Genomic DNA, 13,886 nt, shown 5'->3' on the forward strand with positions numbered 1-13,886 from the left:
GCGCTGCGCGCCGGCCAGCGGCCCACAACCTCTGCTGGCCGCGCTGACCGGCGCCGTGCTACTGGCGGGCGCCGACCTGCTATCGCGCTCGGCCGGCGCCGATGGCCTGCCAGTAGGCGTCCTGACCGCCGGCATCGGCGGCCTTTATCTCGCATTTCTGCTGCTGCTCGAATGGCGCAAGGTTTCGACGTGACCCCTGTTCTTCCCGCATCCGCCCTTCGACTTCTCGACGCCAGCCTGTCCTATGGCAGCAAGCGCGTGCTGGACAGCCTGACGCTGGATATCGCGCCCGCCTCGTTCACGGCTATCCTCGGCCCCAATGGTTGCGGCAAATCCACTTTGCTGCGCCTGCTGGGCGGCGCGCTGCGACCCAGCCATGGCCGCGCCCTGCTCGACGGCGCCGACCTCGCTGCGTTGCGGCGCAAGGCAGTGGCGCGGCGCCTGGCCTACCTGCCGCAGAATCCGATCGCGCCAGAAATGATCACCGTGCGCGAACTCGTGGCCCGCGGCCGCTATCCGCATCAATCCTTGTTGCGGCAGTGGTCGCCTGCGGACGCCCGCGCCGTCGACGCGGCCCTCGCCGACACCGACCTGGACGGATTCGCCGACCACCCCGTGCATACGCTCTCCGGCGGCCAGCGCCAGCGCGCCTGGCTGGCGCTGGTGCTGGCCCAGCAAACCGGCATCATGTTGCTGGACGAACCCACTACATTCCTGGACATCCGCCACCAGCTGGATCTGCTGGAACTGTGCGCCAGCCTGCACCGCGCCGGCCGCACGCTGGTGGTAGTGCTGCATGACCTGAACCTGGCGTTGCGCTACGCGGAACGGATCGTCTTGATGCGCGCCGGGCGTGTCGCGGCGCACGGAGACGCCCGTTCCGTCATGACCGAGGACGCGATGCGCCAGGTTTTCGATCTGGACTGCCGCATCATGCCGGACCCGGAGACCGGCAGCCCCATGGTCGTGCCGCGGCGCGCCCGCTAACGGCCAGACCAGCGCCTCACGTCCACAATGGCTCCAACCTGCCTTGCTCCATGCGCCAGGAACGGTGCGCCATGCGCTCGGCCTGGGCCGGACTGTGGGTCACCATCAGTATCGCGGCCCCGCTGCCCAGGTAGCGCCGCAGCTCCGCTTCGACTCGGTCCGTGGCCGCCTGGTCCAGCGCGGCGGTGGGTTCGTCCAGCAGCAGCACGCGCGGCTCCTGCGCCAAGGCGCGGACCAGCCCCAGGCGCTGGCGTTCACCCGTGGACAGCTCGTGCACCAGCACGTCCAGCTTGTCCGCGGCCAGCCCCAGGCGGTCCATGATGGCCGAGGCCCGGGCGCGGTCCGTGAAATGCGGCGCGACCCGGTCGTCCCACCAGCCGGCCTCGGCCTGGCAATAGATGACCTGGCGGCGCCATTCGTGGCCCCGCATGCCCGAGCGCGGCCTGCCGTCGAGCAAGGCTACGCCATGCCCGGGATCGAGGTCGGCCACCTGGCGCAGCAACAGGGATTTACCCGAGCCCGAAGGGCCCATGATCGCCGCGCATTCGCCAGGGGCCAGATCCAGGCTTACCGGGGAAAGGCGTTCGCTATACAGGCCGCGCAGCGTGAGCAGCGGGCGCGGTTCGGAGTTAGGGATAGGCATGGGTACGGATCTTAGACCGCAACTGCGCAAGCGCCGACATGCGGGCTCGCAAGCAAGCCCCAAAGAAGTTAGACAAACTAAATCCATAACGGAGAACTTATCGTTTCTCTACGCCGGATTGCCTCCCTACCATTGCGAGTCTTGCCACCTGCGCATTTAGCGCAGCTACATTGACTCCACGTATGGGCCTCATGTCTCAGAACCCGAACCCTGCGCCACCGCGCACTGCCCGCCGCAAACTGGCCCTGACCGCCACGCTTGTTCTTGCCGCCATTGGCGGTCTCTACCTCTACGACACGCAACGCAAGGCCGCAGCCGCTGCCCAAACCGCGTCGGCCGGCAACGCCGCGCCCATCCCTGTCGTGGTGGCGCCCGCCCGGGCCGCAACGTTGTCCGCTACCTTGCAGGCCATCGGCACCGTCGTGGCGGAACAGCAAGTACTGGTGGCGCCCGAGGTCGCGGGGCGCGTCACCGCCATCCATTTCACCAGCGGCCAGCAGGTCGCGGCCGGACTGCCGCTGGTGCAGATCAATGATGGCCCGGTGCGCCGCGAGCTCGAGCGGCACCGCGCATCGGCCGCGCTGGCTCAAGCCAACCTGGACCGCGCCAAGCGCCTGCTCGGACAAACCCTGTCGCGCGCCGAGTACGAACAGCACGCGGCGCAGCGCGCCGAAACCAAGGCCCAGGTCGCACAGGGAGAAGAAGACCTGGCCCAGCGCCTGGTGCGTGCACCGTTCGCGGGTACGCTGGGGCTACGGCTGATCAATCTGGGCCAGTATGTCGAGGCGGGCACGCCCATCGCCACTCTGACCGACACCCGCCTGCTGCATGTGGATTTCACCCTGCCGGATCGGCACGCCGCCGCATTGCGACTGGGACTGGGCGTGTCCGTCGCCAGCGACGGCGACGGGCAGGCTCCGCTGGCGGGCAAGGTCTCCGCGATCGATCCACAGATCGACGCCGGCAACCGCGCGCTGCGGGTCCGTGCCACGCTGGCGCCGGACGCGGCTGGCCGCCTATGGCCTGGCGCGTATGCCCGCGTCAGCGTATCGCTGCCCGCAGGCCCCGCCACCCTCACCGTGCCGGCCGAAGCCGTTCAAAGCACCCTGTCCGGCGACACTGTCTACGCCGTGCGCAATGACGACCCAGCGCGCGTCCGGCTCGTGTCCGTGCAGACCGGCGCAACCCGGGACGGCCAGGTCGCGCTGTCGGATACGGATCTGCGCGACGGCGATCGGGTGGTCATCGCCGGCCAGATCAACCTGCACGACGGCGCCGCCATCCGTCCGCGCCTGGCGGGAGAGTAGGACGCCATGTCATTCACCGACTTCTTCATCCGCCGCCCTATCCTCACCACCGCGTTCGCCCTGCTGATCGCCCTGGTCGGCATGCGCGCGCTGCTGGACCTGCCGCTGCGTCAGTATCCGCACATCGAAAGCGCCGTGGTCACCGTCACCACCGAGTATCCGGGCGCGTCCGCGGACCTGATGCAGGGCTTTGTCACCGCCACGCTGGCGCAGGCCGTCGCCACCACGCAAGGCGTGGAATACCTGACGTCCTCGTCCGAACAAGGGCGCAGCACCATCAACGCCTACCTGCGCCTGAACGCGAACTCCGACACCGCGTTGACCGAGGTCCTGACCAAGGTCAACGAAGTGCGCTATCTGCTGCCAGAGGACACCTACGACCCAGTGGTCGTGCGGCAGTCTCCCGGCGCCATCGGGGTGGTCTACGCCGGCTTCACCGCGCCCGCCGGCCAGCCCCTGACGGGCATCACGGACTACCTGATGCGCGTGGCCAAACCCATGCTGAGCACGGTCGACGGCGTGGCCGCCGTAAACGTGCTGGGCGGACAGGCGCTCTCGATGCGCATCTGGCTCGACCCTCTGCGCATGGGCGCCCATGGCATCACCACGGCGGATGTCGAGTCAGCGATCCGGGACAACAACTACCAGGCGGCGCCCGGCCAATTGCGCGACGCGCTCGTGGTCACGAACGTGCGCGCCGACACCAGCCTGGATAGCGTCCAGGGCTTTCGCGAACTGGTCGTCAAGCGCGGCCCCAGCCTGGTGCGGATGGAAGACATCGCCACCGTCGAGATCGGCGCGCAAAGCCGCAACCAGATCGCCGGCATGAACGGCGAACCCGCCGCGTACCTGGAAGTGATGGCTACGCCTGGCGGCAATCCACTCGATATCTCCCGCGAGGTCCGCCGGATTCTGGCCGGACTGGACCTGCCCGATGGCGTCAAGATGGCGATTCCGTACGACGTCACCGTCTTTATCGACGCCGCGATCGGCAATGTGCTGGGCAAGTTCGGCATTGCCAGCCTGGAAGTGGTGCTCGTCATCTTCATCTTCCTCGGCTCGCTGCGCGCGGTGGCCGTGCCGGTGCTGAGCATTCCGCTATCGTTGCTGGGCGCGGCGGCGGCCATGCTGGCGCTCGGTTTCAGCCTGAACCTGCTGACCTTGCTGGCCATGGTCCTGGCCATCGGCCTGGTGGTGGACGACGCGATCGTCGTGGTGGAAAACGTCCATCGCCGCATGGAAGAAGGCGAATCGCCGCTGGATGCCGCGCTGAACGGCGCGCGCGAAATCGTCGGCCCCGTGCTGACGATGGCCGCGGTGCTGGTTGCGGTCTACGCGCCGCTCGGCTTGATCGGCGGCCTGACGGGCGCGCTGTTCAGTGAATTCGCCTTTACGCTGGCCGCGGCTGTGATGGTATCCGCCGTGGTGGCGCTGACCGTGTCTCCCATGGTGGCCTCCAGGCTGATGCGCCGGCAGGCGCCCAGCCGCTACGCGCTGGCGGTGGAACATGCGACCGCCAGGCTGGTGGGCGCCTATGAGCGCGCGCTGACGCGCATGCTGCGCGACACGCGGCCGGTGCTGCTGGCCGGCGCGGGCGTGCTGCTCAGCCTCCCCGTCCTGTTCAACGGCTTGCAGTCGGAACTCGCCCCCGCGGAAGACCAGGGGGAAATCATCGTCGACATGAAAGGCCCCCAAGCCAGCAGCCTGGAATTCCTGGAGGCTGAGGCCAAACGGGTCGAGGCCGCGCTGCGCGCCCTGCCGGAAGCCGCTACCGTCTATATGGTGTCCGGCGCGGGCGGCGCGCTCAACAAAGGCTGGGCTGGCGTCATGCTGAGCCCATGGGAAACGCGGGACCGCAGCGCCGAAGCCATCATGGCCGACCTACAGGCGGCCTTGCCCGACATCGAAGGCATCGCGGGCTCCGCCTTCCTGCCGCCGCCCCTGCCCGGCTCCGTCGGCGGCTTTCCCGTGCAGTTCGTGCTGTCTTCCCCGGCCGGCCATCGGGCGGTCCACGACGCCATGGACAAGTTGAAAACCGCGGCGCGCGCCAGCGGCCAGTTCGCCTTCGTGGATTCCGACCTGACCTTCAGCAACCCGACCACGCTGGTGCGGATCGACCGCGCCAAGGCGCACGACCTGGGCCTGAGCATGAAAGAGATAGGCGACACCCTGGCGCGCCTGGTCGGCGAGTCCTACGTCAATCGCTTCGGCGCCCGGGGCCGCTCCTACGACGTTATCCCCCAGGCGCCGCGCAACCTGCGCCTGAACGCCGAATCCCTGGACCTGTTCCATGTCAGGACCGCCACCGGCGGACAGGTGCCGCTGTCCACCGTGGTCTCGCTGGAGAAAGGCGTCGAGGCCAATGCCCTCACGCAGTTCAATCAGCTGAACAGCGCCACCTTGGTCGCGGTCCCTGCACCGGGCGTGCCGCTGGGCCAGGCCGTCGCCTTCCTGCAGGCCGAAGCCGCCAGTCTGCCAGCGGGATTCCAGACCAGCTTCCTGGGCGAATCGCGGCAGTATCTGCAGGAACAAGGTGGTTTCGCCCTGACGTTCGCCTTTGCGCTGGCCTTCATTTTTCTGGTGCTGGCCGCCCAGTTCGAGAGCGCCCGCGATCCGCTGCTGATCCTCACCACGGTGCCGCTTGCCGCCTGCGGCGCGCTGGCCGCCATGTTCTTCGGCTATGCCACGCTCAACATCTACACCCAGATCGGGCTGGTGACGCTGATCGGCCTGATCACCAAGCACGGCATCCTGATCGTGGAGTTCGCCAACGTTGAGCAGCGGCTCAGGGGGCTGGACCGGGTCCAGGCCGTGCGCGCGGCCGCCGCCACCCGCATCCGCCCCATCCTGATGACCACGGCCGCCATGGTCGGCGGCCTGATGCCGCTGCTGTTCGCCAGCGGCGCCGGCGCGGGCAGCCAGCGCGCGATCGCCACGGTGCTGGTGGCGGGCTTGCTGGTGGGCACGCTGTTCACGCTATTCGTGCTGCCTGCCGTCTACGCGCGGTTCGGACGCAATCTGGTCGCCACCCCTGCGCCTGCGGGGCCGGACCGCGGCGCCGACCAGGCTTCCGCCTTGCTGGGAAACCCATAACATGACACACGCATTGAATCATTGCGCCATGCGCTTCGGACTGACGCTGCTGACGTTGACGCTGGCCGGGTGCTCGTTGCGGCCGGCACTGGCGCCCGACACCGGCCCCATCCCGCCCGCCTATAAACAGGCGCAGGCAGAACCGACGGGAGCGTGGACCAGCGCCCGGCCTGCCGACGACGCCCTGCGCGCAGCCTGGTGGACCATGTTCCAGGATCCCGCGCTCAACGCATTGCAGGCCGCCGCGCAGGACGCCAATCCGACGCTGCAAGCCGCTTACGCGCGCTTGCAGCTGTCGCGGGCCCAGCATCAGCAGGCGCGGTCGGCGCTGTTTCCCCGGCTGGACGCAGGTTTCGGCCCGACCCGCCAGCGCGAGTCTCCAGCCTCGTACAGCGGACGCGACAACGGGCCGGCTTCCACCACGACGCTGTGGCGGACCGACGCTGCGGTTGCGTATGAGGCCGATCTGTTTGGCCGCGTCTCCTCGACCCTAAGCGCGGCATCGGCAGAACAGGCGCGCGGCGGCGCGTTGTACCGGTTGACACTGTTGGCCTTGCAGGCCGACGTCGCCGACACCTACTTCCTGATCCGGGAGCTGGATACCCAGCACCGCATCTATCGGCAAACGCTGGCCCTGCGCGAGCGCGGCTTCGCATTGAACCAGATGCGCTTCGAGGCGGGCGACGGCGGCGAGCTGGAGGTCGAACGCGCCCGCAGCGAACTTGAGGTGGCGCGCGCCGACGCCTTGGGCGCGCAACGCCTGCGCGCCAGCGCCGAGCACGCGCTGGCGATCCTGCTGGGCAAGGCTCCGGCCGATTTTTCGCTGCCGTATGAACCGCTGCGGCGCATCGAGCTGACCGTTCCACCCGGATTGCCTTCGGAACTGCTTGAGCGCCGTCCGGACATTGCCGCCGCCGAACACGCCATGGCCGCGGCCAATGCCCGCATCGGCGCAGCGCGCGCTGCCTTCTTTCCCAAGCTGGAACTGACCGGGGCGGCCGGATTCGAGTCATCCAGCCTGAGCCAGTTGTTCCAATGGTCCAGCCGCAGCTTTCTACTCGGCCCATTCCTTGGCACCGCCCTATCGCTGCCCATTCTGGACGGCGGCGCCCGTCAGGCGGGCCTCGATACCGCCCGGGCCGCCTATGAAGAAGACGTGGCGCGCTACCGGGAAACGCTGCTCAATGCATTCAGGGAAGTCGAGGACAATCTGATGCATCTGCGCATAATGGCGGCCCAGCAGACCGCGCAGGACCGCGCGCGGCTGGCTGCGCAACGTGCGGCCGAGCTGTCCCGGCTGCAATACGAAACCGGAACACATACCCAGCTTGACGTCATCGATGCGGACCGCAGCCTGCTGCAGCAGCAGTTGGCCTCGGCCAGGCTGGACGGAGATCAGGCGCGAACCACCGTGAGGCTGATCCGCGCCTTGGGCGGCGGTTGGGACACGCCGCTGCCCGGCACCCCCCTCAGCGTGCCGCAAGCGTCTGCGGCGCCTGCTCCATCGCTGCCGCTTCCGCCTTCACCCAGTCGATGAACGCCTGCACTTCCGGCCGCAGCAGCGCATCCGGCCGGCTGACCACGTAGTACGCGAAGCGCGCGGGCCAGGGCTGGTCCAAGGCTATGGCCAGCCGGCCCGATTCGATATCTTCGCGCGCATGCGTGTCCTGAACCAGCGCGATGCCCTGCCCCGTGGCAGCCGCCCGCAGCAGCAACAGATCGTCCTCGAAGCTGGGACCGCGCTGCGCTTCCTGCCCCGCGTCCACGCCGTGCGCCTGCAGCCACAAAGGCCAGTCCGCGCGGTCGGAATCCTGCAGCAGCGGGTACTTCAGGCAGTCCTCGGGCCGCTCGATGGCAGAGCCTTGCGCCAGCATGGCCGGACTGGCCACGGGCAGCAGCACCGGAGCCATCAAGCGGAAGGCCGACAGGCCCGGGTACTGCCCCAGGCCGTGCCGCAAGGCCACGTCGATGCGGTCGCGCTTGAAATCGACCAATTGCGAGGAGGCCTCCACCCGCACCTCGATGTCCGGATGCAAGGCCGAAAACCGGCCTATGCGCGGTACCAGCCAGGACGAGGCGAACGAAGGCACCGTGCTGACGGTCAAGGTCCTCTGCTCGGCATGCGATTCGAGCAGCGCCAGCGATTTTTCGATCTGGTCGAAGGCGCGCATCAACCCCGGATACGCGCGTGCGCCCGCCTCCGTCAGCCGCACGCCGTGACGCTCGCGCACGAACAGCGCCAGCCCCAGCCGGTCTTCCAGCAGGCGTATCTGCTGGCTGACCGCCCCCGGGGTCACGCCCAGCACTTCGGCGGCGGCCTTCAGACTGCCGAGACGGCCGGTTTCGGTAAAGGCTCGCAGCGCGAGCAAGGGCAGCACGGCTCCCATGGCATCCTTGATTTAGAAAATCTATCTTCTTAATCGCCTAACATCAGCGATATCTTGAAATATAACCTCTGGTTTCCAACCAACGGCTGGATTTTGGACGATAGCGTCGCTAAATAATAAAAAAGCCCGCCAAAGCGGGCTTTTGCATTCGAGGCGCCGCTTCAGAGCATATGCGCCAGGAACTCGCGGCTGCGCGCCTCGCGCGGCGCGCGGAAGAAGTCGGCCGAAGGCGCTTCCTCGACGATGCGGCCCTCGTCCATGAAGATGACCCGGTGCGCGACTTCGCGCGCGAAGCCCATTTCATGGGTGACGACCAGCATGGTCATGCGTTCGTCGGCCAACTGCTTCATGGTGCGCAGGACTTCGCCGGTCAGTTCCGGATCCAGCGCCGAGGTGGGCTCGTCGAACAGCATGATGTCCGGTTCCATGGCCAGCGCCCGGGCGATCGCCACGCGCTGCTTCTGGCCGCCGGACAGCCGTGTCGGATAGTTGTCGCGCTTGTTCAGCAGGCCGACCTTGCGCAGCAGTTCTTCCGCCTTGGGAACGATCTGGGCGCGCGCCATGCCCTTGACGGTGATGGGCGCCTCGATGATGTTCTGCAGCACGGTCATGTGCGGGAACAGGTTGAACGACTGGAACACCATGCCCATCTTGCGGCAGATGCGGCGCACGTCGGCATCGCTGGCGTACTGGCTGCGCCCGCCGGGCACGGCGCGGGCCATGGCTTCGCCTTCGACCTCGATGCTGCCTTCGTCTATGGTTTCCAGGTGGTTCAGGCAGCGCAGGAAGGTGCTCTTGCCCGAACCGGACGGCCCGATCACCGCGACGACCTCGCCCTGGCCCAGGCTCAGCGAAACCCGGTCCAGCACGCGGTTGGAGCCGAACGATTTGATGATCTCGCGGGCCTCGATCATGACGGGACGCGCGGACGGAGAATTACTGGTCATATTTGGCATAGCGCTTTTCCATGTGCTGGAAGAACCACGTCAGGATCAGCGTCATGAGGAGATAGAAGGCGGCGGCGACCAGGAACGGCGTGGTCGTGAAATCGCGCTGCACGATGCCTCGCGCCGTGCGCAGGATGTCGTTGAGCGCCAGCACGTAGATGAGCGAGGTGTCCTTGACCAGGGTGATGGTCTCGTTGCTCATGGGCGGCAGCACCCGCTGCACCATCTGCGGCAGCACGATGCGGCGCAGGGTCTGCAGATAGGTCATGCCCAGGACCTTGCTGCCCTCGTATTGGCCGCGGTCCACCGACTGGATGCCGGCGCGGAAGATCTCGGCGAAGTAAGCCGCGTAGTTCAGCGCGAAAGCCACCACCGCGGCCGGGAAATCCGGCAGCCGGATGCCGATCACGGGCACGAACGGCAGCGCGAAGTAGATGAACAGCATCTGCAGCATCAGCGGCGTGCCGCGCATGAGCCAGATATAGCCATTGACCAGGTTGCTGGCCAGCCGCCATTTCGAGATCCGCACCAGCGCCAGCACCAGTCCCAGCGGGACGGCCAGCGCCAGCGTGATGAAAAACAGCGTCAAGGTGACTTTCGCGCCTTGCGCCAATGGCCCCAATAGGGAGAGTACGTAGTCCATGCAGTGGGTTCGCGCCGTCAGCGTCCGTGGACGCCAAGGTTGGATCGATTCATGAGTAAGCCCGCCTGGCGCGTCGGCGCCGCGGCGGGCTGTGGAACATGGGCCGGGGCGCCCGGGCGCGATGGCCGCGGGCGCCGCTGGCCCTTTACTTGATGATGTTGGCGCCGAACCACTGGGTGGCGATGCGGCCGGCGGTGCCGTCCTGCTTCATCGAATCCAGGGTCTTGTCCAGCTTGCCCAGCAGTTCGGTGTCGTCCTTGCGCACGCCGACGCCGTAGTCTTCGGTGCCGAAGTTCTCGTCCAGCACGCGGTATTCGCCGGCGCGCTTGCTGATCAGGTAGCGGCCCACCACTTCGTCCACCACGATGGCGTCCAGGCGGCCGGCGGCCAGGTCCATCAGCGCGGTGACGTTGTCGCCGAACTTCTTGACTTCCTTGATCTGGGCTGCAACCGGGTCCTTGGCGATGGCGTCGGTGGCGCTGCTGCCGTCCTGGGCGCCCACGACCTTGCCAGCCAGGTCAGCCTTGAGCTTCACGGGGGACGCATTGCCCACGATGATGATCTGGTGGTTGGCCATGTAGGGCGCGGTGAAGCTGATGTTCTTCTTGCGCTCTTCGGTGATGGTCAGGCCGTTCCACAGCACGTCGACGCGCTTGCCGTTGAGTTCGGCTTCCTTGGCGCTCCAGTCGATCGGCTTGAACTCCACTTCCAGGCCCAGGCGCTTGCTGGCTTCCTTGGCCATGTCGATGTCGAAACCGACGATCTGGTTGTTCGAATCGCGGAAACCCATGGGCGGAAAGTTGTCATCCAGGCCAACCACGACCTTCTTGGCGGCGGCAGGCGCCTGCGCGCTGGCGGCGGGCGCATTGTCGCTGGGGCCGCAAGCGGTGAGCAGCGCGGTTGCGGAAGCGAGGAGTACAGCAGTCAGTTTTTTCATCGTTATGGATGCGCCGGGCGCAGGAATGAAGAATGCCGGAATGGCCAGTCAAAAAGCCGCGAGCCGGTATTTTATCCTCTTGCGGGGGCACAATCCGCTCCCCTGGCAGATACCGCCAGGAAAGCGCGGCCCCCCCGCCGCCCGGCGCCCGCATCAATCCGGCTTGATCCCGGCCGACTTGATCAGGGTTTCGTAGCGGCCGGCCTCCTCCTTCATGGCGGCCAGGGTGGCCTCGGGCGTCGAGCCCCGCACCAGGAGGCCGCGGGCCTCGTAGGTCTGGCGGAAGGAAGGATCCGCGGTGACCGCCGCCACCGCCTGGTTGATCCGCGCCACCAGGGCGTCCGGGGTCTTGCCCGGCGCGAACAGGGTGAAAACCGTGGACGGTATGCTGCCGGCCTTGCCGCCGGCCTCCTGCAGCGTCGGCACGTCGGGCAGCATGGCGGCGCGTTGCGTGGCGCCGGCCACCAGCACCCGGATCTTGCCAGCCTTGTACTGTTCCGATACCGCCAGGCCGCCGGCCATGACGCTGTCCACGTCGCCGGCCATCGCCGCCGTCATGGCCGGCGCCACGCCCTTGAACGGGACATAAGTGAATTGCACCCCTTCGGCGCTGGCCAGCATGGCCATGCCCAGGTGGTTCACATGCCCCTGGCCGCCGGTGCCCACGTTGATGCGCTGCGGGTTGGCCCGGGCGTAATCGATGAATTCCTTGTAGGTCTTGGCCGGAAATGCGTTGCTGACCGCCACGTACAGCTGCACCTGCCCCAGGTCGGTGACAGGCTTGAAATCTTCCTGCCAGCGGTACGGCACCTTGGCATACAGAAAGGGATTGGTCTCCAGCGCCAGGCGGTCCACCATCAGCAGGGTATTGCCGTCCCCTGCCGCCTTGGCGACGTAGTCGCTGCCGATGATGGCATTGGCGCCGGGACGGTTCTCCACCACCACGGTCTTGCCGCTTTCCTTGAAGAGGCGGTTGCCCAGGTCGCGCGCCAGCACGTCGGGTTCGGTGCCGGGCGGATACGGCACCACGATCTTCACGGTGTCCGACGGCCAGGCCTGGGCCGCGGCCTGCGCGGCCGGCAGCAGCGCGAGCGCGGCCCACAATACAGGTTGAATACAACAACGGTACGGCGATCCCATGGCACTTCCCCTTGTATGTGTCGTTCCGGTTGGGTCCGGCGACTGAATTGCCGTCCGAGGCCTGAAACGCCCCGGGGCGGCTGGAAACCCAGATCAGGACCGGCGCGCTTCACCAGCGGCCGATCAGAATACCCATCATCCGTTCGTGCGCATGCGTGCGCTCGCGCACCTCCTCGTCGGTTTCGCTGGCGCGGCGCTTCAGGCCCTGGTGCCAGTCCAGCAGCGCCGAGCGCATTCTGGCCGCCACTGGCGCCATGCCCGCATCGGCGCCCAGGTCGCGCAGTTCGCCCGGGTCGTCGCGCAGGTCGAACAACTGCCCCGGATAGCCCTGCCAATGCAGGTACTTGTAGCGTTCGTCGCGCACCATCAAGCCCGTGCATTCCCGCTCGCCGCGCCCCAGGAACAGGCGGGCCTCGCGGTAGGCGTAGTCCAGGCTGCCCACCACGTACTCGCGGGCGGGCGGCGCCGAGCCGCCTGCGCCGCGGATGCCGGGCAGCAGCGAGCGACCCTCGATGCGGTGCGCCTGGCCGGGCAGATCCAGCGCGTCCAGCACCGTCGGAACGATGTCCACGCATTCGACGAAGGCGCCGCTGCGGCTGCCGCGGGTGGCGTCGGCGGCGGGCGCGGGGTCGTAGACCAGGCAAGGCACGCGCATGGCGCTCTCGTAGAAGTATTCCTTTTCACCCAGCCAGTGGTCGCCCAGGTGGTCGCCATGGTCCGAGGTGAACAGGATCAGCGTGTCCTTCAGCCGCCCGCTGCGCTCCAGGAAGTCCAGCACTCGGCCGATCTGGTCGTCGATCTGCTTGACCAAGCCCATGTAGACCGGCCGGATGCTGCGCCAGACCTCGTCGCGGGCGAAGGACTCCGACTCCTCCAGCCGCTGGTAGGCGCCGTGCACCGGATGCGGGCGTTCCCGTTCCGCCTGCGTACGCACCGGCGGCGCGCAGTCTTCCGCGCCGAACAGGGCGTGGTAAGGCGCCGGCGCCTTGTAGGGCCAGTGCGGCTTGATGTACGACAGATGCAGCGCCCAGGGCTGGTCGCCCTGCTCCTGCATGAAACCCAGGGCGCGGTCCGTGAGGTAGGCCGTCTCGGAATCGGCCGCGTCCACCCTGGCCGGCAGCGGCGCATTGCGCATCAGCCAGCCGCTGGCGATGCTGCCGTCGGCGGCCTGACTGCCCACCACGTAGTCCTCCCAGGGCCGCTCGCTGTCATAGCCGCGTTCGCGCAGGTAGCGGCGGTACGGGCTGTCCTTGGCCAGTTCGAAATGACCGTCGTAGCGCTCGATCGGCACGAATCCGCCCTGCAGGAAGCGCTGTTCGTCCGCGGCGGCGTAGCCCTTGGCGCGCAATCCGGCGCGGTCCGGCACGAAGTGCGTCTTGCCCAGCAGATGCAGCGGCCGGCCGGCCTGCGCCAGGTATTCGCCCAGGCACCATTCGTCCACCGGATGCGGCACGCGGTTCCAGGTGACACGGTGCGACAGCGGATAGCGGCCGGTGTAGTAGGACGCGCGCGACGGGCCGCAGACCGCGGACGTCACGTAAGCCCGGTCGTACTGCACGCCCATGCGCGCCAGCCGGTCGATGTGGGGCGTGCGCAAGGCGCCGGCGCCGCCATAACAGGACAGATGGTCCGCGCGCAGCTGGTCGCACATGATGAACAGCACGTTGCGCACCTGGGGGGGCGCGGCCGGAGCGGACGCGTTCATGGCTGCGCTCCGTTCAGGATGGCCCCGGACGCGTGCGCGGAGCCGCCCGCCTGCGGCGCCGCCTGGCCAGCCGACAGCGCGGCGCCCGGCACAAAGC

At 67.7% G+C, this 13,886-nt stretch carries 12 protein-coding genes; 5 read left to right on the forward strand and 7 right to left on the reverse strand.

Annotated features, from left to right (window positions below; genetic code table 11):
* Both WBB14_RS03680 and WBB14_RS03685 read left to right on the forward strand, forming a co-directional pair.
* The coding region (locus tag WBB14_RS03680; RefSeq protein ID WP_424238618.1) for an iron chelate uptake ABC transporter family permease subunit at positions 1-193 on the forward strand (193 nt) is incomplete at its 5' end.
* Entirely contained in the window at positions 172-987 is an 816-nt protein-coding gene (locus tag WBB14_RS03685) for an ABC transporter ATP-binding protein (protein ID WP_424238619.1), read from the forward strand. The genes WBB14_RS03680 and WBB14_RS03685, both read left to right, overlap by 22 nt.
* 16 nt (positions 988-1,003) lie before the next feature.
* Here WBB14_RS03685 and WBB14_RS03690 read toward each other — a convergent pair whose 3' ends face one another.
* Positions 1,004-1,630, reverse strand: a complete 627-nt coding sequence (locus WBB14_RS03690) for an ABC transporter ATP-binding protein (protein WP_424238620.1) — start codon at positions 1,628-1,630, stop codon at positions 1,004-1,006.
* 191 nt (positions 1,631-1,821) lie between these two features.
* Between WBB14_RS03690 and WBB14_RS03695 the strand changes: the two genes are divergently transcribed.
* From WBB14_RS03695 to WBB14_RS03705, 3 genes are read left to right on the forward strand one after another with little or no spacing between them, the layout of a single operon-like run.
* Positions 1,822-2,937 carry an efflux RND transporter periplasmic adaptor subunit gene (locus WBB14_RS03695; protein ID WP_424238621.1) on the forward strand — a complete coding sequence of 372 codons (1,116 nt, stop codon included), beginning with the start codon at positions 1,822-1,824 and terminating at the stop codon, positions 2,935-2,937.
* 6 nt (positions 2,938-2,943) lie between these two features.
* Positions 2,944-6,030 carry an efflux RND transporter permease subunit gene (locus WBB14_RS03700; protein ID WP_424238622.1) on the forward strand — a complete coding sequence of 1,029 codons (3,087 nt, stop codon included), beginning with the start codon at positions 2,944-2,946 and terminating at the stop codon, positions 6,028-6,030.
* A gap of 1 nt (position 6,031) precedes the next feature.
* Positions 6,032-7,567, forward strand: a complete 1,536-nt coding sequence (locus tag WBB14_RS03705; protein ID WP_424238623.1) for an efflux transporter outer membrane subunit — start codon at positions 6,032-6,034, stop codon at positions 7,565-7,567.
* Here the strand turns inward: WBB14_RS03705 and gcvA are convergent.
* The 6 genes from gcvA to WBB14_RS03735 all read right to left on the reverse strand — a co-directional run bounded on the left by gcvA (position 7,500) and on the right by WBB14_RS03735 (position 13,789).
* Positions 7,500-8,417, reverse strand: coding sequence for a transcriptional regulator GcvA (gene gcvA / locus WBB14_RS03710; protein ID WP_424238624.1), 918 nt, complete (start codon positions 8,415-8,417; stop codon positions 7,500-7,502). The genes WBB14_RS03705 and gcvA overlap by 68 nt on opposite strands.
* 161 nt (positions 8,418-8,578) lie before the next feature.
* Positions 8,579-9,331, reverse strand: a complete 753-nt coding sequence (locus WBB14_RS03715; RefSeq protein WP_424238628.1) for an amino acid ABC transporter ATP-binding protein — start codon at positions 9,329-9,331, stop codon at positions 8,579-8,581.
* 22 nt (positions 9,332-9,353) lie between these two features.
* On the reverse strand, positions 9,354-10,007 hold the full coding sequence (locus WBB14_RS03720) for an amino acid ABC transporter permease (protein WP_424238625.1): 654 nt from the start codon (positions 10,005-10,007) through the stop codon (positions 9,354-9,356).
* Between the two features lie 145 nt (positions 10,008-10,152).
* Positions 10,153-10,944 carry an amino acid ABC transporter substrate-binding protein gene (locus WBB14_RS03725; RefSeq protein ID WP_054454547.1) on the reverse strand — a complete coding sequence of 264 codons (792 nt, stop codon included), beginning with the start codon at positions 10,942-10,944 and terminating at the stop codon, positions 10,153-10,155.
* Positions 10,945-11,097: 153 nt separating this feature from the next.
* Positions 11,098-12,048 carry a Bug family tripartite tricarboxylate transporter substrate binding protein gene (locus tag WBB14_RS03730; protein ID WP_424238626.1) on the reverse strand — a complete coding sequence of 317 codons (951 nt, stop codon included), beginning with the start codon at positions 12,046-12,048 and terminating at the stop codon, positions 11,098-11,100.
* A 145-nt stretch (positions 12,049-12,193) separates the two neighbouring features.
* A complete protein-coding gene (locus tag WBB14_RS03735) occupies positions 12,194-13,789 on the reverse strand; it encodes a sulfatase-like hydrolase/transferase (RefSeq protein ID WP_424238627.1) in 1,596 nt (531 codons plus the stop codon).
* Positions 13,790-13,886: the final 97 nt, after the last annotated feature.

The sequence above is a fragment of the Achromobacter sp. genome (assembly GCF_049647645.1).
Lineage (GTDB): Bacteria > Pseudomonadota > Gammaproteobacteria > Burkholderiales > Burkholderiaceae_B > Achromobacter.